16 protein-coding genes and 5 tRNA genes are annotated in these 17,179 nt (G+C 55.6%); 12 read left to right on the top strand and 9 right to left on the bottom strand.

The annotated features are described in order from the left end of the window. Positions 1 to 60: 60 nt before the first annotated feature. Genes ccoP through ccoN form a run of 4 tightly spaced genes read right to left on the bottom strand, consistent with a single transcriptional unit; the run spans position 61 to position 3,261 of the window. Positions 61 to 990, bottom strand: coding sequence for a cytochrome c family protein (ccoP, locus tag LMS44_RS17525; protein WP_498945867.1), 930 nt, complete (start codon positions 988 to 990; stop codon positions 61 to 63). Next, positions 987 to 1,205, bottom strand: a complete 219-nt coding sequence (locus LMS44_RS17520) for a cbb3-type cytochrome oxidase subunit 3 (protein WP_498945865.1) — start codon at positions 1,203 to 1,205, stop codon at positions 987 to 989. The genes ccoP and LMS44_RS17520 overlap by 4 nt, the downstream gene beginning before the upstream one ends. Positions 1,206 to 1,208: 3 nt before the next feature. Next, complete coding sequence (gene ccoO / locus LMS44_RS17515; protein WP_498945863.1) at positions 1,209 to 1,817, bottom strand: cbb3-type cytochrome c oxidase subunit II; 609 nt, start codon at positions 1,815 to 1,817, stop codon at positions 1,209 to 1,211. Between the two features lie 19 nt (positions 1,818 to 1,836). Next, positions 1,837 to 3,261 carry a cbb3-type cytochrome c oxidase subunit I gene (gene ccoN, locus LMS44_RS17510; protein WP_498945861.1) on the bottom strand — a complete coding sequence of 475 codons (1,425 nt, stop codon included), beginning with the start codon at positions 3,259 to 3,261 and terminating at the stop codon, positions 1,837 to 1,839. A gap of 164 nt (positions 3,262 to 3,425) precedes the next feature. Here ccoN and LMS44_RS17505 point away from each other — a divergent pair, with 164 nt between their 5' ends. The 7 genes from LMS44_RS17505 (at position 3,426) to ltrA (ending at position 6,873) form a co-directional block, all read left to right on the top strand. Then, complete coding sequence (locus tag LMS44_RS17505) at positions 3,426 to 4,202, top strand: alpha/beta fold hydrolase (protein WP_498945859.1); 777 nt, start codon at positions 3,426 to 3,428, stop codon at positions 4,200 to 4,202. 92 nt (positions 4,203 to 4,294) lie between these two features. After that, a tRNA-Val gene (locus tag LMS44_RS17500) sits at positions 4,295 to 4,370 on the top strand. A gap of 74 nt (positions 4,371 to 4,444) precedes the next feature. Further along, positions 4,445 to 4,521: transfer RNA gene (locus LMS44_RS17495), tRNA-Asp, on the top strand. A 40-nt stretch (positions 4,522 to 4,561) separates the two neighbouring features. Then, positions 4,562 to 4,638, top strand: a tRNA-Asp gene (locus tag LMS44_RS17490). Positions 4,639 to 4,704: 66 nt separating this feature from the next. Further along, positions 4,705 to 4,780, top strand: a tRNA-Val gene (locus LMS44_RS17485). 77 nt (positions 4,781 to 4,857) lie between these two features. Beyond that, a tRNA-Asp gene (locus LMS44_RS17480) sits at positions 4,858 to 4,934 on the top strand. A 550-nt stretch (positions 4,935 to 5,484) separates the two neighbouring features. Next, positions 5,485 to 6,873 carry a group II intron reverse transcriptase/maturase gene (gene ltrA / locus LMS44_RS17475; protein ID WP_022521957.1) on the top strand — a complete coding sequence of 463 codons (1,389 nt, stop codon included), beginning with the start codon at positions 5,485 to 5,487 and terminating at the stop codon, positions 6,871 to 6,873. A gap of 96 nt (positions 6,874 to 6,969) precedes the next feature. Here ltrA and LMS44_RS17470 read toward each other — a convergent pair whose 3' ends face one another. The 4 genes from LMS44_RS17470 to glcD form a co-directional block, all read right to left on the bottom strand. Continuing rightward, entirely contained in the window at positions 6,970 to 7,374 is a 405-nt protein-coding gene (locus LMS44_RS17470; RefSeq protein WP_022522231.1) for a heme-binding protein, read from the bottom strand. A gap of 96 nt (positions 7,375 to 7,470) precedes the next feature. Continuing rightward, positions 7,471 to 8,703, bottom strand: a complete 1,233-nt coding sequence (glcF, locus tag LMS44_RS17465) for a glycolate oxidase iron-sulfur subunit (protein ID WP_498945857.1) — start codon at positions 8,701 to 8,703, stop codon at positions 7,471 to 7,473. 14 nt (positions 8,704 to 8,717) lie between these two features. After that, positions 8,718 to 9,812 carry a glycolate oxidase subunit GlcE gene (glcE, locus tag LMS44_RS17460; RefSeq protein WP_498945855.1) on the bottom strand — a complete coding sequence of 365 codons (1,095 nt, stop codon included), beginning with the start codon at positions 9,810 to 9,812 and terminating at the stop codon, positions 8,718 to 8,720. Positions 9,813 to 9,886: 74 nt separating this feature from the next. Then, positions 9,887 to 11,386, bottom strand: a complete 1,500-nt coding sequence (glcD, locus tag LMS44_RS17455) for an FAD-binding oxidoreductase (RefSeq protein ID WP_498945853.1) — start codon at positions 11,384 to 11,386, stop codon at positions 9,887 to 9,889. A 205-nt stretch (positions 11,387 to 11,591) separates the two neighbouring features. Here glcD and glcC point away from each other — a divergent pair, with 205 nt between their 5' ends. Both glcC and LMS44_RS17445 read left to right on the top strand, forming a co-directional pair. Then, positions 11,592 to 12,371 carry a transcriptional regulator GlcC gene (gene glcC, locus LMS44_RS17450; RefSeq protein ID WP_159177278.1) on the top strand — a complete coding sequence of 260 codons (780 nt, stop codon included), beginning with the start codon at positions 11,592 to 11,594 and terminating at the stop codon, positions 12,369 to 12,371. A gap of 40 nt (positions 12,372 to 12,411) precedes the next feature. After that, positions 12,412 to 12,936 carry a gamma carbonic anhydrase family protein gene (locus LMS44_RS17445; protein ID WP_022522236.1) on the top strand — a complete coding sequence of 175 codons (525 nt, stop codon included), beginning with the start codon at positions 12,412 to 12,414 and terminating at the stop codon, positions 12,934 to 12,936. A 95-nt stretch (positions 12,937 to 13,031) separates the two neighbouring features. Here the strand turns inward: LMS44_RS17445 and LMS44_RS17440 are convergent, their stop codons facing one another. Further along, positions 13,032 to 14,723: an L-lactate permease gene (locus tag LMS44_RS17440; RefSeq protein WP_190374702.1), complete on the bottom strand. Its 1,692-nt coding sequence runs from the start codon at positions 14,721 to 14,723 to the stop codon at positions 13,032 to 13,034. A gap of 378 nt (positions 14,724 to 15,101) precedes the next feature. On the opposite strand from LMS44_RS17440, the gene LMS44_RS17435 reads away from it, so the two are divergent. The 3 genes from LMS44_RS17435 (at position 15,102) to LMS44_RS17425 (ending at position 17,134) form a co-directional block, all read left to right on the top strand. Then, positions 15,102 to 15,794, top strand: a complete 693-nt coding sequence (locus tag LMS44_RS17435; RefSeq protein ID WP_498945850.1) for a glutathione S-transferase family protein — start codon at positions 15,102 to 15,104, stop codon at positions 15,792 to 15,794. A 113-nt stretch (positions 15,795 to 15,907) separates the two neighbouring features. Continuing rightward, the gene (locus LMS44_RS17430; protein WP_027958120.1) at positions 15,908 to 16,597 is read left to right on the top strand and encodes a glutathione binding-like protein; all 690 of its coding nucleotides are present in this window, start codon (positions 15,908 to 15,910) and stop codon (positions 16,595 to 16,597) included. A gap of 180 nt (positions 16,598 to 16,777) precedes the next feature. Then, the gene (locus LMS44_RS17425; protein ID WP_027958119.1) at positions 16,778 to 17,134 is read left to right on the top strand and encodes a phasin family protein; all 357 of its coding nucleotides are present in this window, start codon (positions 16,778 to 16,780) and stop codon (positions 17,132 to 17,134) included. Positions 17,135 to 17,179 lie beyond the last annotated feature (45 nt).

Here is a 17,179-nt window from a genome sequence, read left to right as displayed (position 1 = left end):
GGGGCCGCACCCTTGCTTGGCTAGCGTTGCAGACAGTAATGGCTATCTGTCTGCAGTAAATCAGTCCGCTAAGCGCAGGCTATACACGTAGGCGGCGACCAGATGAACACGCTCTTCACCAATATAAGCCGCTTGTGCAGGCATATGACCATTACGGCCGTTACGCAGCGTTTGGCGAATAGAGTCACCGACATCCTGGCCGGGTGCCAAATAAAGCCAGGTGTTATCGGTCAGGTTGGGTGCGCCGAGAGCCGTGTTACCCGTGCCGCTGGAGCCGTGGCAGGCAGCACACACAGCCATAAAGGTGCTTTCGCCCTGTTCAGCCTGCGCCTCGTCATGCTCTTCACTAGACAGCGAAAGTACGTATTGTGTCAGGTTCTCAATATTCTCCTGCCCCAGTTGCTGCCAGGAGGGCATTAGGCCGTTACGGCCATTATTGAGAGTGGTCAAAATATTTTCTGGCTCACCGCCGTATAGCCAATCGTCGTCGGTCAGGTTGGGAAAGCCATAACCGCCCTGAGCGTTGGAGCCGTGACACACCGCACAGTTGTTCTGGTAAACACGCTCGGCAACCTGCATCGCCTCCGGGTCTTCGGCAAGCTCAGGAATGGGTACTTCCTGGTACTGGGCAAAAATAGGTGTGAAGCGCTCTTCGGCTTGAGCCACTTCCTCTTCCCACTGGCCCTCCTGCGACCAGCCCAATATCCCCGCGTAGTTGCCCAAACCGGGGTAAAGTACCAAATAGCCCAGTGCAAAGACCACCGTCAAGACGAATAGCTGGAACCACCACTTTGGCAATGGGTTGTCATACTCTTCGATGCCATCGGCGGCGTGGCCGGTGGTTTCAACGTTACCGTCCGCGTCAGGCGTTTTATCGGTACGGCGGTTGGCAAATAATATCCAAACGGTTAGCGCGATGGTGCCCAGCGTGATGACAATAATCCAGGCGCTCCAGAAGCTGGATAGGGAGTCACCCCATAAATTATTCATGTATTTTTATCTCCCCTGTCGTGGCGGGAATCCACTTCGTGCTCAGACGAAGCATGCTTGTCACGGGTTGGTTGCTTATCATCATCGGCGAAAGGCAGGTTAGCAGCTTCATCGAAGTCTGGTTTGCGTCGCTTGGAGTATGCCCACAGGCCAATGCCAATAAAAACGAAAATTAGTATCAGCGTGATAAGGCCGCTAAATGTTCCCATATCCATAGCTTAACGAGTGCCCTCAAGCACGGTGCCTAACTGCTGTAAGTAGGCCACCAGTGCGGTAATTTCCTGGGTGCCGCGAACGTCTTCTGTCGCAGTGGCGATATCTTCGTCGGTATACGGCACACCTAATTGACGCAACGTGCGCATCTTGTCAGGCGTGGAGTCACCATCGAGGGTGTTTTCAAATAGCCAGGGGTAGGCTGGCATAATCGACTCGGGCACTACATCGCGGGGGTTGTAGAGGTGGGCACGATGCCAGTCGTCGCTATAACGACCACCGACGCGGGCAAGGTCCGGCCCAGTGCGCTTGGACCCCCATAGGAAGTTGTGCTCATAGACCAGCTCCCCGGCCACGTTATAGTGACCGTAGCGTTCGGTTTCTGCCCTGAAGGGGCGAACCATCTGGGAGTGGCAGCCCACGCAGCCTTCACGGCGATAGATACCGCGACCTTCCAGCTCCAGTGCAGAGAGTGGCTCTAAGCCATCAACCGGCTCGGTGATCTTCTTTTGGAAGAAAAGTGGAACGATCTGAGCCAAGCCGGCGAAACTGATCACGACAAGGATCAATATGGCAAGTAGGCCAACGTTCTTTTCGATAATCTCGTGTTTCATTGGTCTCAACTTCCCCGTGTTAAGCGGCTTGCGGCGTTGGCTGGCTAAGGGTCTCACGACGCTTAACGGTCAAGTAAACGTTGAGCGCCATAATTAGCATACCCGTAACCCAGAAAAGGCCGCCGATCAAGCGTACAAAGTAGCCTGGTGCGCTAGCTTCAACGGCTTCAATAAAGGTGTACATCAAGGTGCCATCAGGGTTAATCGCCCGCCACATCAAGCCTTGCATAATACCGTTAACCCACATAGAGGCGATATACAGCACGGTGCCAATTGTCGCGAGCCAGAAGTGCACTGCAATCAGTTTGATAGAGTACATCTCGGTACGCCCAAAAACCCGCGGGATCATATGGTACAACGAGCCAATGGTAATCATCGCTACCCAGCCAAGTGCACCAGCGTGCACGTGACCAATGGTCCAGTCGGTGTAATGTGACAGCGCGTTGACGGTCTTAATTGCCATCATTGGCCCTTCAAACGTCGACATACCGTAGAACGACAGCGCCACCACCAAGAAGCGAAGTGTTGGATCGGTGCGCAGTTTATGCCAAGCGCCAGACAGGGTCATCATGCCGTTGATCATACCGCCCCAGGAAGGTGCAAGCAGAATGATAGACATAATCATACCCAGCGACTGTACCCAGTCGGGCAGCGCTGTGTAGTGCAGGTGGTGCGGGCCGACCCACATGTAGATCATGATCAATGCCCAGAAGTGGACGATGGAGAGACGGTAGGAGTAGATCGGGCGTTCAGCCTGTTTCGGCACAAAGTAGTACATCATGCCCAGGAAGCCAGCGGTCAAGAGGAAACCCACCGCGTTATGGCCGTACCACCACTGCACCATCGCATCCACTGCTCCGGCGTAAACCGAGATAGAGTACATCGGGGTAACGGGGATCGCCGCGTTATTAACGATGTGCAGCACCGCAATGGTCAAAATAAACGCGGCGTAGAACCAGTTCGCCACATAAATGTGCGACGTGGTGCGCTTTTTAATCGTCATTAGGAACACGATGGCATAGCTGATCCATACGACCGCGAGCAAAATATTAATCGGCCACTCCAGCTCAGCGTACTCTTTGGTCGTGGTGTGACCCATAGGTAGCGTCACGACTGCTGAGATAATGACTGCTTGCCAGCCCCAGAACGTAAAAGCCGCCAACTTGTCAGAGAAAAGCCGTGTCTGGCAGGTGCGCTGAACAACGTAGTACGACGTTGCAATGAGCGCCGAACCGCCAAAGGCGAAGATAACGGCATTGGTATGAAGAGGACGCAAGCGCCCAAAGCTAGTCCAAGGTAGTCCAAGGTTCAGTTGCGGCCAAACCAGTTGCGAGGCGAGAATGACGCCTAGTGTCATTCCTACGATGCCCCACACAACGGTCATAATCGCGAACTGCCGAACCACCTTGTAGTTGTAGGTCGGGTGTTCAAATGCTGTGCTCATATCATGTTCCCATCGAACGCGGTTAGGGGGTAACCCGTGGCATTTTGCACGGGTGCGACCACCCGCTTGATGATGCAGGTCAAGATCCGACCAAGATTCTAGCGCAGCCAGGGCTTAACCTGAACACACCAATTGGTTAAAGACTGAATTATCAGGAGCGATAGGTGTCACATTACGTTTTGTCTGGGTATATCGAGGTGCCTCCCAAGGGGTTAAAAGAGGCGCTTAAGCGCCAGCCAAATGGCGCCTTTCTGGTGCAGGGCATGGGGCCGTTAACTGTTCATGGTCACGCCAAGCTAGGTCGGTTGCTGTTTGCCCATGGCGCAGGGGCTGGTCAGCTGTCTCCCTTCATGCGTCAATTTGTCACCTCACTGGCGGCTCAGGGTATTCAGGTTTTATGTATTGATTTCCCCTATATGCAGCAGATGCAGGAAACCGGCAAACGTCGACCGCCGCCGCCTATCGCCCAGACCCTTGACCAGTTTACCCAATGGTATGCGCTACTTGCTGACCTATTTGACGAACCGCTATGGATTGGAGGCAAATCGATGGGTGGCCGTGTGGCGACCCTATTTGCCAGTGAACAGCTAGCCAATGAACAGCTAGCCAATGAACAGCCATACAAGGACGCTGTGCCGGGTGTAGTGGTAGCAGGTTACCCATTTCATCCTACTAAAGCGCCTGACAAGCTTCGTCTGGATCACTGGCCCAAGATTGCCTGCCCCATGCTGATTTTACAGGGTGAGCGTGATCCTTTCGGTACTCGAGACGAGGTAGCCGGCTATACACTGCCGCCAAACGCACAGCTTGCTTGGCTGACGGATGGCGACCATGACTTTAAGCCGCGGCGATTTTCTGGCCTGACCCAAACGGTTTTGATTGACGAGGCTACCCAAGTTGCGGCATCCTTCGTCCGCGCTCATGGCACAGGCCTTACGTAAGAGAGTAACGCGCTGGTTTAGAATACGATTTTTAAACGCGGCATGTTGACATTCGGTAAGCCTTCTGTAGAATGCAGCGCCACGTGACCAGCGGGTGGTTAGCTCAGTTGGGAGAGCACCAGCCTTACAAGCTGGGGGTCACTGGTTCGAACCCAGTACCACCCACCATCTTAAGTTTTTGAAAGATGGTCTGGAAGTGTGAGAGTAGTACCTAGTACGACCTGTAATTTGATGTGCATAACGGACCGGTAGTTCAGTCGGTTAGAATGCCGGCCTGTCACGCCGGAGGTCGCGAGTTCGAGTCTCGTCCGGTCCGCCATCATCAAATCAACGTCTGCTAATAGTTGTTATCGCAATTCGGACCGGTAGTTCAGTCGGTTAGAATGCCGGCCTGTCACGCCGGAGGTCGCGAGTTCGAGTCTCGTCCGGTCCGCCACGATAACTGCTAAGCTAAGCTGGTAAGAAAAAGTTGGTAAGCACAGCAATTACTTACCAATGGATTGGGTGGTTAGCTCAGTTGGGAGAGCACCAGCCTTACAAGCTGGGGGTCACTGGTTCGAACCCAGTACCACCCACCATCGCCTACCCTTTAGAAGCGCCTCTGAACCGCTTATAAATGTTAGCTTCGATGGTTGTTTTAAAAGTGCTTTAACGTGGACCGGTAGTTCAGTCGGTTAGAATGCCGGCCTGTCACGCCGGAGGTCGCGAGTTCGAGTCTCGTCCGGTCCGCCATTAAGCATTTGAGTTGTTAGCAATGTATCGGCATTGGCCGAACGAATTCAAAAAAAGCCCGGATCAATGATCCGGGCTTTTTCGTAGTGCGCCAGGCATGGCGCGCAGCGCCTTGACCGGCGCTGTTCCTGGGGGTGGTGCTTCAGGATGACTTGGGGGTGAAAGTCCCCTGCACGCCCGGCAAGGGGAAGTGCTAGCCGACGGCAAGGGTGTCCCTCGCGAGGGGGAATCTGAAGGCAGCCCGAGGCAAAACGCTGGCCTGACGAACAGGAAGCGGATACGAGGCGTCATGGCGGGGTAAGGTGGCTACACTCACCAAAGCCCGATACTTGCACGGAACGCCATGATGTAAATCCGACAGGCATAAGCGGGAAGGTCGCGCGTCTTACCCTGGGAGGTCTGGTGGTCTGCCACGGTGCTACCGTCGTCGAGAGGCGACGGGAGGGATCACCAGACGTCAGCCGAGGCCATAGTAAGTGCCGGTTCACCACGGCACCAAGGGCCGAACATGAAGAACCGCGAGTAGGCGATAACGTCTCGAGGATCGATCATGAAGACAGACCATGACGCTAATACCGTCACTCACCCAGAGGGGCAGGGGCAGTACCCCGAGTCCCAGCCGGTGAGCGTCGAGACCAGCCCGGCGTCGTTATCGTGGACGAAAGCGGAGCCAACCTCGCTCATGGAACGGGTCGTTGACCCGGAAAACATGGAGCGAGCTTACCGTCGGGTGGTGGCCAACAAAGGCGCACCGGGTGTCGATGGCATGACGGTGCATCAACTGGCTGACCACCTGAAGCAGTACTGGCCAACGCTGCGCGAGCGGCTGTTGGCCGATCAGTACCACCCCAGCCCGATCCGAGCAACCACGATCCCTAAGCCCAAGGGTGGGACGCGGCAGCTCGGTATTCCCACGGTTACCGACCGCCTAATCCAGCAAGCGCTGTCCCAGGTACTGATGCCGATCTTCGACCCGGGCTTCTCCGAGTCGAGTTACGGCTACCGCCCCAAGCGGAGCGCCAAGCAGGCCGTCTCGGCCATGAAGGCCCACGTCACCGCCGGTCACCGCTGGGTGGTCGATCTTGACCTGGAAGCCTTCTTCGACCGAGTGAATCACGACCTGCTGATGGCACGGGTCGCGCGGCGCGTTGACGACAAGCGTGTACTGCGTCTGATCCGTCGCTATCTGGAGGCGGGTATGTTCCAGCATGGCTTGCCCACGCCGAGGCGGCGGGGGACACCCCAAGGCGGGCCCCTCAGCCCGCTACTGGCGAACATCCTGCTGGACGACATGGACAAGGCGTTGGAACGCCGAGGCCACCGCTTCTGCCGCTACGCCGACGATGTACAAATCTATGTACGGAGCCGACGAGCAGGCGAGCGGGTCATGGGCAGCTTGAGTGAGTATCTCGAGAGCTCACTTCGGCTGACGGTCAATCGCCGTAAAAGTGCGGTGGATCGGCCATGGCTACGCGGATATCTGGGCTACAGCCTCACTCGGCACAAGCAGTCGAAACTGACGCTCGCCAAGACAAGCCTGACACGCATGATGCAGCGTGTCCGTGAGATCCTGAAACGTGGCAGGGGGCGTAACATCCAACGGGTAATCGAAGGGTTGAGGCCAGTCCTACGAGGATGGGCTAACTACTTCAATCTTGTTGATGTGAAACGCCCCTTGGAAGCACTGGATCAATGGATACGGCGGCGCTTACGCGGCCTGATCTGGCGACAATGGAAACGCCCATCGACTCGGCGTCGGAAGCTGCGAGGGCTAGGCCTAGACGGGCACCGCGCCTGGAAATCGGCGGGGAACGGTCGAGGCCCCTGGTGGAATGCCGGGGCTTCGCACATGAATCAGGCCCTGCCGAGGAAATGGTTTTATGACCAGGGACTGATCTCGGTACTGGATACGGTAAGATGGCTTAAACGTTCTGCATGAACCGCCGTGGTACGGAACCGTATGCCCGGTGGTGTGAGAGGACAGGGGAGGCGACTCCCCTTCCTACTCGATTGTCTGCATCTTAAGTTGCAGCTGTTAGCCCGTTATCGCGGCAACGCCTGCTTTGGCAACCTGCACATCCTGGTCGGGTTTTACGCCGGAAATGCCCACGGCACCTACCACATGACCGTCAACAGTAATCGGCACGCCACCTGAAAGCAGGCCTTGCAGCGGTGCGGTGACAAACGCAGTGCGGCCGCCATTAATCATCTCTTCAAACACCTGGGTCTCTTTACGACCTAGCGCCGCACTGCGCGCTTTTTGCGTAGCGACTTCGGCGCTGAAAGGGGCAGCGCCATCCAAACGCCGCAGCGCCAACAGGTGGCCGCCGTCGTCGGTTACTGCGATGGTCACCGGCCAGCTGTTGCTGTCAGCCTCTTTCTGAGCAGCGTCGAGTACGTTGATCACATCGCTCTGAGCGAGAATGGCTTTTGTTTGCATGTTTAAATCCTTATTAAGGGGGGGAGTGAAATAGCCGCGCTGTTAAAGGCCTGCGCGGCATGGGGTTTTTAAGGGTAAAGCGTTAGTGGTGAAGCGTTAAGTGAGCGCTGCATCGACGATCTCAACCCAGTGGCGTACCGGGGTACGATTGGCGCCCGCCAAGTGGGTTTGGCAACCGATATTAGCCGTCACGATCATCTCTGGGTCTCCGGCCTCCAGCGCATTGAGCTTATTGTCGCGCAGTTGGGTGGCCAGCTCTGGTTGAGTGATCGAATAAGTACCTGCCGAGCCGCAGCAAAGATGCGCATCCTGCACCGGGGTTAGCGCGAAGCCAAGCTTGCTCAGCACGCCTTCGACTGCACCGTTAAGCTTCTGGGCGTGCTGTAGCGTGCAGGGGCAGTGGAACGCCAGTCGTTGTGACGCGTTAACGTTCAAGGCGTCCAGCGGCTCATCGCGCAGGATTTCGACGATATCTTTGGCTAGAGTGCTCACCTTTTGCGCTTTAACGGCGTAGTCAGGGTCATCCTTGAGCATGTAACCATACTCTTTGACAAAGGCGCCGCAGCCACTGGCGGTTTGAACGATGGCTTCGGTGCCTTGCTCAATGTACGGCCACCAGGCATCAATATTGGCGCGCATGCGTGCACGGCCATCGTCCTGGGCATTAAGGTGGAAATCAACGGCGCCACAGCAGCCCGCTTCAGCCACCGGCGTTACGCTAATGCCCAGCCGATCAAGAATCCGCGTGGTGGCAGCATTGGTATTGGGTGATAGCCCCGGCTGAACGCAGCCTTCCAGTATCAATACCCGCCGGGTATGGCGGTTGGCATCCGGGCGTGCGCCTGCATCTATCGGCGCTGCGGGCATTTTATTACGCAGCTTGCTAGGCACCAGTGGTTTAAAGGTTTGCCCCAGCTTTAGCAGCGCTTGGAAACGTTTGGGCTCGACCATCATTTTTCGCAGCGCATAGCGCTGGGCCCGCTCACCTGCCGGGCGAGGAACGCGCCGCTCAATTTCGGCACGGCCAATGTTGAGCAGCTTGTGGTACTCCACGCCGGAAGGGCAGGTGGTTTCACAGTTAAGACAGGTAAGGCAGCGATCAAGATGAAGGCGCGTCTCATCGGTTACCTGATCGTCATCGTCGCGGCTCTCCAGCAGCTCTTTCATTAGATAGATACGCCCACGAGGGCCATCGCGCTCATCGCCTAACAACTGGTACGTCGGGCAGGTGGCGTTACAAAAACCGCAGTGCACGCAGGTGCGCAGTATGCGATCTGCTTCTTGAATATGCGGCTTCTGAAGGTCGGCATCGGTAAAGTGCGTCTGCATGTCAGCTCTCCTGATTAAAACGCCGCATAAAGACGACCGGGGTTAAAAATGCCATGGGCATCCAGCTCCGCCTTTAGATTGCGATGATATTTCTCCACCACTGCATTGAGCGGTGTGAATGGATCTGCGGCGCCGCCCTGGAGCTGAGGTGTGTAGCAAGTGGCGTGGCCACCTACTGCGCGACAGGCATCGCGCAGGGTGCTGGCATCCAGGGTGGTTTTCAGCCAGCGCTGGCTGCCCGCCCAGTCGTAAAAAATATCGGCCTCGGGAATATCCAGCGCCAGCGGTGGGGTGTTGGGCGGTAGTGACAACCGCCACAGCGATTGGTCGGCGTTACAGGTGAAAAATGCGTGAGTATGGTCGCGTAGCTCTTGCCAGAAGCTGGCATCAAGTGGCTCGCCACCTAGACTTGCCTGGGTTGCGGCCACAGAGCTTTTGCCGCCTTCCAAGCGCAAAAACAGCTCACCGTGGTGCCAAGCAGCGGCGGTGATCGGTAGCGGTTTTCGGCCCAGCTCGGCGAGTTTTTTAAGCGCCTCATCCAGCCCAATGGTTAAGCGCAGGCTGTGAGTCGCGGTGGGAATAGGCAGCACTTTAAAGGAGATGTCGGTCAATACGCCGAGCGTGCCCTGGGCGCCTGCCATCAGGCGCGACAGGTCGTAACCGGCGACATTTTTCATCACTTCGCCGCCAAAGCGGAGGAGTTTGCCCTCTTGGGTGATTATTCGCGTGCCCAGCACAAAGTCACGGGCTGCGCCTGCCCAGGGACGGCGTGGGCCAGAGAGGCCGGTGGCCACGGCACCACCAATGGTAGACGCTTCACCAAACATGGGCGGCTCAAAGCCCAGCATTTGGTGTTTCTCTGCCAGTACTTCCTGCAGGTCGCTAAGCCGAGTGCCAGCGCGCACGGTCACTACCAGTTCCACTGGGTCATAGCTCACAATGCCACTATGTTCGGTCATCTGCAGTGCTTGGCCTTCCACCGGTCGGCCATAAAAGGCGCGGGTATCTCCGCCTACAATGCGAAGCGGTGTGCGTGCGTCATAGGCGCTGCGTACCTGTTCACACAGGGCATCAGCGATATCGCGGTCAGCAATCGCTCGTTCGGTCATGGTCTTTCCCACTATTGGTCTTTTCCATTATTCGTTTTGGCTAATTATTGTCTTAGCTTCGGCTTGTCTCGCTGCTAGAAGCGCGGTAGCTCCGGATGCGGTAGTTCGTTGTTATGCACATGCATAGCACCAAACTCGGCGCAGCGGGCCAGCGTCGGAATATTCTTTCCGGGGTTAAGCAGTCGCTGTGGATCAAAGGCAGCCTTCAAGGCATGAAAAACACTGGTTTCATCCGCCTGGAATTGGCTGCACATTTGATTGATCTTTTCGCGCCCAACGCCATGTTCGCCGGTGATCGAACCGCCCGCGGCCACGCATAGCTCAAGAATCTTGCCGCCCACCTCTTCGGCAAGCGCCAACTGGCCTTCTTTATTGGCATCAAACAGGATCAGCGGGTGCATATTGCCATCGCCGGCGTGGAACACGTTGGCCACCGCCAGGCCACTCTCTTCTGAAAGTGCGGCAATGCCTTTCAGCACGCGGGGGAGCTCTCGGCGGGGGATGGTGCCATCCATGCAGTAGTAATCCGGTGACATACGGCCCACTGCAGGGAAGGCATTCTTACGCCCAGCCCAGAACTTGGCGCGCTCGGCTTCATCTCGGGCCTGTTGGATATTGGTGGCCCCGGCGGCTTCCAGTACGCGGCGAACGGTGTCGCAGTCGTCGTCCACGTCGGCTTCAACGCCATCCAGTTCGCAGAGTAGAATCGCCTCGGCATCGAGGGGGTAGCCAGCTTTGACAAAATCCTCGGCGGCTTTGATGGCGAGTTTGTCCATCATCTCCAGGCCACCAGGAATAATGCCTGCGGCAATGATATCGCCGACGGCGCGACCGGCTTTCTCGACATCGTCGAAGCTGGCCATCAGTACTTTGGCGGTTTCCGGCTTGGGCAGTAGCTTGACGGTAATTTCGGTGACCACGCCGAGCATGCCCTCAGAGCCGTTCATCAATGCCAGCAGATCAAAGCCTGGCGCATCAAAAGATTCAGCGCCCAGCGTCATGTGCTCGCCCTCGATTGTGAGCACATCCACGCGCATCACGTTATGCACCGTTAGGCCATATTTTAAGCAGTGTACGCCGCCAGCGTTTTCGGCCACGTTACCACCGATAGAGCAGGCAATTTGAGAGGAGGGATCCGGCGCGTAGTAAAGGCCATAAGGCGCAGCGGCTTCGGAAATCGCCAGATTGCGCACGCCGGGTTGAACCCGCGCCAAGCGGGCTTCAGGGTCGACTTTGAGAATTTGGTTAAAACGCGACATTACTAAAAGTACGCCCTGTTCCAGCGGCAGTGCACCGCCGGAAAGTCCAGTACCCGCGCCGCGAGTGACCACAGGCACGCCAAGCGCATGGCAGCGCTTGAGCAGCTCTTTCACCTGATCAAAGGTTTCAGGCAGCGCCACCAGCATCGGCAGCACGCGATAGGCCGCCAGCCCATCGCACTCAAAGGGGCGCAGGTCTTCTTCGCGATGCAGCAGCGTCATATCAGGAACGGCTTGCTGCAGGTCGGTTAAGACTTCGCTTTTATCGCGCCGAACCAGTGCACCGTCCAGGCGCTCATCAAAGAGGATATTCATTAAGACATCCCATGCTTATTATCGTTAAAGGTAAATGCTAAAACGGTCTGTAGATAACATGGCCTCAATTTGGGCTTTTTTTACCCGCCTGTCTAGGCTGTGGTGCATTGGTCTGACCAGTAATTAGTCGACTGTGTTGTCTTCTTTGTTTAGTACTGGGTTAAGTACTGGCAAGCTGGACATAAAGCCCATCAGGAGAGCTAACATGCCAGAGGAGAATCAAGCCTTGTCACCCGGGCTGCGAATGCCGGATCAGGTGGCTACCCGGCTTGAGCGTTTAATTCTTGATGGCGTTTTTCGGCCCGGCCAACTGCTTCCTTCTGAGAGGCGGCTGTGTGATCGGCTGGGCGTCTCACGTGCTTCGCTGCGTGAGGGGTTGAGAATTCTGCGCAGTAAAGGAATTATCGATACCCGCCAGGGCCACGGCTCGACGGTCGCGACGCTGTTGCCGGTGGGTAACCAAAGCCCATTGATGCATCTGTTTAAAGATCACCCGCGCACGCTGTTTGATCTGTTAGAAGTGCGCGCCCTGCTGGAAGGGGAGTCGGCGCGGTTAGCCGCGAGCCGCGGCACATCCGCCGATCGGGTGCTGATCACTCGACGCTATCGCGAAATGGCCGACTACGCGGAAAGTGCAGAAAGCATTGATGTCGAGCGTCTAGCGCGACTTGATCACGCCTTTCACCTGGCGGTCTCCCAGGCGTCCCACAACCCGGTGTTGGTGCATACACTGCAGAGCCTGACCGATTTACTGCTCAGCTCGGTGTTTGCCTCGGTCAAGCACCTTTATCACTTGCCAGCCCCCAGGACGATGATCAATCAGCAGCATGCGCAGTTGCATGAGGCCGTAGTCAACGGCGAGGCGGAGCAGGCAGAACAGGTGGCACTAGAGCACCTCTCCAGCATTAGCCAACTGCTGCGTGATTTAGAAGAGGAGCACGAACGGCTAGAACGCTCCTCCATGCGACTTGAAGATTGGCAGTAGTTCAATCATTAATACATCAACAACAACCCAGGAGATCAATGTGGCCATTTATCAATACGGTGAGTATCGGCCTGATATTCAGGACGAGGTCTACATCGCGGAAACGGCGGATGTTATCGGCCAAGTGACCTTAAAAGCACATTCAAGCGTCTGGTATCAGGCCGTGTTGCGCGGCGATAGCGATCATCTTGAAATAGGCGAAGAGAGTAATATTCAGGATGGTGCGGTTCTCCATGCTGACCCAGGCTTTCCGCTTAAAGTAGGCAAAGGGGTGACGGTCGGGCATCAGGCTATGCTGCATGGCTGCACCGTAGGCGATGGCTGCTTAATCGGTATACAGGCGGTAGTACTCAATGGCGCGGTGATTGGTGAGAATAGCCTGGTGGGTGCCGGTGCCTTTATTAAGGAGGGCGCGGTGTTTCCCCCTAACTCGTTAATCGTTGGCTCGCCTGCCAGGGTGGTGCGGGAGCTTTCTGATGAGGCCGTTGCGGGTATGAAAAAGAATGCCCAGGGCTATGTCGAGCGCGGTAAACGCCACAGCCAGGAGCTAAAGCGAATAGACTGACGCTAGCTGGCTTGATTGATCTCACCAAAACGACAAAACCCCCAGGTTTAGGCCTGGGGGTTTGTGTTTCTAGCGTAGCGTATACGACCACTACATCACATCAATGGGTCCGTGACGCCAATAACGTAGAACGCAATCAGTGCGATGGTACCGGCAAAGATGAGGTAGTAGATGGTGGGCAGAATCGTCTTACGCAGCGTGGCGCCTTCACGGCCTAACAGCCCGACCGTTGCTGACGCCGCAACCACGTTATGGATGGCAATCATATTACCTGCCGCCGCACCCACGGCCTGCAGCGCTACCATCATGGCCGTAGAGAGGCCCAGGGTTTCAGCAACACTAAACTGGAACTCCGCCAGCATTAGATTGGATACCGTGTTGGAACCTGCAATAAAGGCGCCCAGCGCCCCTACCGCTGGGGCAAAGAAGGGGTAAATGCCGCCTACGCTACTGGCCACTGCCTGAGCCATCATTACCGGCATTGAAACAAGGTCTGCGCCGTTAACGCCGGAGTTGATCAAGATGCGCACCATCGGCACGGTAAAGATCAAAACGAAACCCGCCCCAAAAATCGTTTTGGTAGATTCAGACACCGCAGCGCTAATCTTTTGCGGATTCATGCGGTGCAGGAAATAGGTCACGATGACCACGGCAATTATAATACCGCCGGGCAAGTAGAGCGGCTGAACCCCACCGCTGATGCCCGCTTCACCAAGAATATTGTTCCAACTGAGGTTAATAGAGGTAAGTGCTGTTTTGAGGGGCTCAATAATGCGAGAGGCCACCAAAAACAGTGCGAGCAGCACATAGGGTACCCAGCCTTTAAAGGTGGACATCGGCGCTCTGCCGACAACGTCGTCAAGCTTGATCTGCAGGTTGCCGATCCACTCGTCTGGCCAAGATGAAGACTCGGGGAAGTCCCAGGTGTCTTTAGGCAACAGGAAACCACGTTTGGCGGCAGGTACCACAATCGCCAAGCCGACCATGGCGCCGATCATTGACGGGAACTCTGGGCCCAGTAGTACGCCTACCAGCATGTAAGGTACCACGAAGCAAACGCCGGTAAAGATGGCGAAAGGAGTAATCGATAGCCCCTCTTTCCAGGAGCGGTTGGCACCGAAGAAGCGCACCATCACCGTGACGAGAATTAGCGGCATCAAAATGCCCACGATACCGTGAGTAATCGCCACTTCGCTGGTGACTAGCTGGAAGAACACATCCCAGCTGGAGCCTACCGAGTCGAGTTCGGCGCTAATACCTGCACGATCCAGGCCGCTGCCCACGCCGACCACAATAGGCGTGCCCACCGCGCCAAACGAGACCGGCGTTGATTGAATCATCATACCCACGACCACAGCAGCAAGCGCCGGGAAGCCAAGAGCGACCATTAGCGGTGCAGCTACCGCGGCGGGCGTACCGAAGCCCGAAGCCCCTTCGATAAAGCAGCCGAACAGCCAGGCAACAATCAACGCCTGTACGCGGCGGTCAGGGCTAATGCCTGAAAAACCATTACGGATAGCCGTAATACCGCCGGAGTGCTTAAGCGTATTAAGCAGCAGTATGGCGCCAAAGATGATCCATAGGAGACCCGCAGTTTGAATCAGGCCTTGAATGGTCGACGCCGCCACGCGGCTAAAGGACATATCCCAAGCGGTTAAGCCAATGATGGCCGCGGTCAGGAAAACAATCGGCATCGCTATCTTGGCAGGTATTTTAAACCCTATGAGCAAAATACCGGCCAGCAACAGCGGCAGGAAGGCCAGAAGTGCAAGTATCGTTTCATTCATGGAAGGAACTGCCCCTTGTTATTGATTTGGTATGCTCCGCAATAACCGTCTGGCAGTCGTACCGCCAGTCGGGTGTAGGTGAAAGATACGATTAGGCTAATCATATGACTACATTGGAAAATTGGTCTTACCACTTAAGTGCTTGTTTGATAGCTGGTGTTGCACGGCTTTTATTTTCTTATATATATGTTTTTAAATGGTTTTTTGGTGGTCGGGGGTAAGTCTAAAGGCGCTGAGTCATTAGACTAATAGACAGTACAGTTGCCAGCGAAAGGATGAGTACAGAACTCGCTAGTTGCGTCGTAGCTGGCTTACGCTCATTGTTATTGGCTGAAATGCTGTGTACTCACTATGATCAACCACACGGAGGTTATGGCAGTGGCAATGACTCTTTATGATCTGTGCGGCCGGGACGAACGGCTCCGCTTCTCACCTTACTGCTGGCGCGTACGTATGGCACTCGCCCACAAAGGGCTGGAATTCACCTTCGTAGCGTGGAGATTCCTCGATAAGAAAGCGCTGGCGTTTGCCGACTACGACAAAGTGCCGGTGCTGTGCGACGGTGATCAGGTCGTTACCGACAGTTTCGAGATTATGCGCTACCTGGATAAGGCGTATCCCGAGGCACCCGTGTTGGGTGAGGGCGTCAGCTATCAGCGGGTATTACTGTTCAAATACTTTGTTGAGCGCAGCATAAACCCTGCGCTATTCCGCATTATCGCCATGGATTTATTTGCAGCCGTCCACCCAGACGACCGTAGCTATTTCCGCGAAACACGCGAAGCGCGGTTTGGCTGCACGCTGGAAGAGTTCCATCAGCCCGAGCAGGGTAAGCAGCAGCTCAGGCAGGCGCTGGCACCGGTACGTGACCTGCTGCGGGAGAGCGCATTTTTAGACGGCGACGCACCCAGCGGCTCAGATTACCTGCTGTTTGGCAGCATGATGTGGGCTCACGTTGTATCGACACAGGCGGTAGTAGAGCCTGGCGACCCGGTGGATGAGTGGTTCAAGCGTATGCTCAACGTGCACAATGGGGCTGCCAGTAATGCTCTGACCGTTCGCGATATATAACGCCAACGGCGCGATATGGCTAACAGGGCGGTACGCTAAGGTGCCGCCCGATAAATTTTGAAAGCTTGGTGGCTCATTGCGAGTGAATCAAGGTTTTCATCAAGGAGATGGCAATGATTGACCTGTATTATTGGACAACACCTAACGGCCATAAAATCTCCATTATGCTCGAAGAAGCCAATCTGGCGTACCGAGTGAAGCCGATTAACATTGGCCGCGGCGAGCAGTTTGATCCTGAGTTTCTCACTATTGCCCCCAATAACCGAATTCCTGCCATTGTCGATCATTCCCCGCAGGATGGCGGCCAGCCGCTGTCGATGTTTGAGTCGGGTGCGATACTCGAGTATCTGGCCGATAAGAGTGGCCTCTTCTTACCCTCTGCAGGCCGCGAGCGCTATATCGTATTGCAGTGGTTGCACTGGCAAATGGGTGGGCTAGGGCCCATGGCAGGCCAAAACCATCACTTTTGCCACTATGCGCCGCAAAAGATCGATTACGCCATTGAGCGCTACGTGCGCGAAACCAATCGGCTTTATAGCGTGCTAGACCAACGCCTGGCGCATCACACTTATGTCGGTGGCGATGACTACTCGATTGCTGACATGGCGATCTATCCCTGGATTGTTCCCTGGGAAAAACAGCGTCAAACCCTGGACGAGTTTCCCGACTTGGAGCGCTGGTTTGACATGATCAAAGCACGCCCGGCCGTACGTCGAGCTTATGCATTGGTCGAAGACGTCAATCCCCAAGCCGGCGTGGAAATGGATGAGCAGGCGCGTAAGCACTTGTTCGGTAACCGCTAGTAGCAGGCTGCTGTCAGCCGTTCTAACTATTTGTGAGTGAGCAGGCGCAGCATGAGGAAAAATCATGTTGCGCTGCACAAAAAGCACTGCTAGCTTTAAGGACAGCAGAGGCAAAAGCCTGGCTAAGAACCGCCTAATCAAGGCGTGTTTATGTGCTAGCTCACTCTTGGAGGTACTATTATGAACAAAGCGACTGAGAAAACCACGCAGCAGTTTGAGTCCGTTTTTGTTTCACCGATGCGTTCTTACACACTGACAGCGCTCGATTACTATGATCAGCTGGTGAGTGCACAGTTAGATGCAGCCCGTGCCTACTCGGACATGGCGATTGCGCAAGCGCGCACTTGGCTTGATGTCAAAGACCCCGACAGCTTCAAAAAAGCCATGGAAACCCAGCAAAAAACGGCTGGCGAATTTATGGAACGAGTGAAGGGCGACACGGAAAAAGTAACTTCCATCGGCCAAAGCTTCGCTCAAGACAGCCAAAAAATGGCAGAAGAGACCACTAAGAAAGCGGTAGAGACCGCCAAGCAGTAATTTAACTGTACCACCGCTTTAAAACGCCGCGCCCCGAGGGTGCGG

Source organism: Halomonas profundus (assembly GCF_020865425.1).
Classification (GTDB): Bacteria; Pseudomonadota; Gammaproteobacteria; order Pseudomonadales; family Halomonadaceae; genus Vreelandella; species Vreelandella titanicae.
Note: the sequence above shows the minus strand (reverse complement) of the source record. Positions and strands in the feature narration are given on the sequence as shown.

What these genes read in the sequence shown, in the direction of transcription:
- ccoP (WP_498945867.1), bottom strand. Translation starts at nt 990, where the DNA reads ATGAATAATTTATGGGGTGACTCCCTATCCAGCTTCTGGAGCGCCTGG.
- LMS44_RS17520 (WP_498945865.1), bottom strand. Translation starts at nt 1,205, where the DNA reads ATGGATATGGGAACATTTAGCGGCCTTATCACGCTGATACTAATTTTC.
- ccoO (WP_498945863.1), bottom strand. Translation starts at nt 1,817, where the DNA reads ATGAAACACGAGATTATCGAAAAGAACGTTGGCCTACTTGCCATATTG.
- ccoN (WP_498945861.1), bottom strand. Translation starts at nt 3,261, where the DNA reads ATGAGCACAGCATTTGAACACCCGACCTACAACTACAAGGTGGTTCGG.
- ltrA (WP_022521957.1), top strand. Translation starts at nt 5,485, where the DNA reads ATGAAGACAGACCATGACGCTAATACCGTCACTCACCCAGAGGGGCAG.
- LMS44_RS17470 (WP_022522231.1), bottom strand. Translation starts at nt 7,374, where the DNA reads ATGCAAACAAAAGCCATTCTCGCTCAGAGCGATGTGATCAACGTACTC.
- glcF (WP_498945857.1), bottom strand. Translation starts at nt 8,703, where the DNA reads ATGCAGACGCACTTTACCGATGCCGACCTTCAGAAGCCGCATATTCAA.
- glcE (WP_498945855.1), bottom strand. Translation starts at nt 9,812, where the DNA reads ATGACCGAACGAGCGATTGCTGACCGCGATATCGCTGATGCCCTGTGT.
- glcD (WP_498945853.1), bottom strand. Translation starts at nt 11,386, where the DNA reads ATGAATATCCTCTTTGATGAGCGCCTGGACGGTGCACTGGTTCGGCGC.
- glcC (WP_159177278.1), top strand. Translation starts at nt 11,592, where the DNA reads ATGCCAGAGGAGAATCAAGCCTTGTCACCCGGGCTGCGAATGCCGGAT.
- LMS44_RS17440 (WP_190374702.1), bottom strand. Translation starts at nt 14,723, where the DNA reads ATGAATGAAACGATACTTGCACTTCTGGCCTTCCTGCCGCTGTTGCTG.
- LMS44_RS17430 (WP_027958120.1), top strand. Translation starts at nt 15,908, where the DNA reads ATGATTGACCTGTATTATTGGACAACACCTAACGGCCATAAAATCTCC.
- LMS44_RS17425 (WP_027958119.1), top strand. Translation starts at nt 16,778, where the DNA reads ATGAACAAAGCGACTGAGAAAACCACGCAGCAGTTTGAGTCCGTTTTT.